Origin of the sequence: Shewanella sp. 4t3-1-2LB, from assembly GCF_017368415.1 — a bacterium.
Classification (GTDB): Bacteria; Pseudomonadota; Gammaproteobacteria; order Enterobacterales; family Shewanellaceae; genus Shewanella; species Shewanella fodinae.
In genome coordinates, this window is the sequence record NZ_JAFNJD010000119.1 from 1 (window position 1) to 783 (window position 783).

The 783-nt window shown below is 48.9% G+C and carries 1 protein-coding gene; it reads right to left on the reverse strand.

What is annotated here, in order from left to right; all coding sequences use genetic code 11:
* Positions 1-698: IS4 family transposase (locus J3L11_RS18865; protein ID WP_207571991.1), on the reverse strand; the 698-nt coding region annotated here is incomplete at its 3' end.
* Positions 699-783: the final 85 nt, after the last annotated feature.

Below are 783 nucleotides of genomic sequence, written 5' to 3' on the forward strand. Positions count from 1 at the left end.
GGCATTAACCAGTGTCTGGCTTCGCCCGTTTGATGCCAACGATTTAGCAGTCCCAGTGAGTAAAATCCTCGGTCAAACAAGGTGAGTGAATTGTCGGGGGTGGTATCAATCAGTTGCTCTGCCAGCTTCATTTCATTGGTTTTGGCATCGTCAAACGCGCTGGCAACTAACATGTGACTCGTCAATTCCATTTGGCAAACCATGCGTACTTGCGGATAGCCAACATCACCGTGCTGGTTTTTGCTGTAGGTAAAGGTTTGCTGGTTTTCGGGAGTATCGGGCGTTCGCCAAATGACACCATCCACCCCAAGCAACGTTAAGCCACACCAGTCAGGATGCTGGGCATCTTGGTTCCAGACGCGTTGGCTTTGCGAAAAAATTTCTTTAACGGCATCAACACCTAAACGTTGTCTGGCCTGAACAACTGCGCTGGGTGCAACAAGCGGCTTCTTACCGGGCAACATCAATTGCGCTTTGCCGACGATGCTCCAAACAGGCTCTTGGCGATACATTGCCATCGCAATGACAGCCCAAACAGCTTGTTCAAGAGGTAGTCGACGTTTGCGAATGGTCGCTACTCCAGATGTTTCAAGGCATTGCGAGATGAAATCTGGACACAAGATATCACTCAGTTGGCCTAGTTGTTCAGTGTTGGGCGCATAGCCATTAGCCAGTGCAAGCGCGGTAGTGAGTTGCATAAAAAAATCCGATGACGAGTGGTCATCGGATTTTGATCTTTTCAATGAGATCGTCAAGCGATCTGGCTTAACTGATCAGCATTAG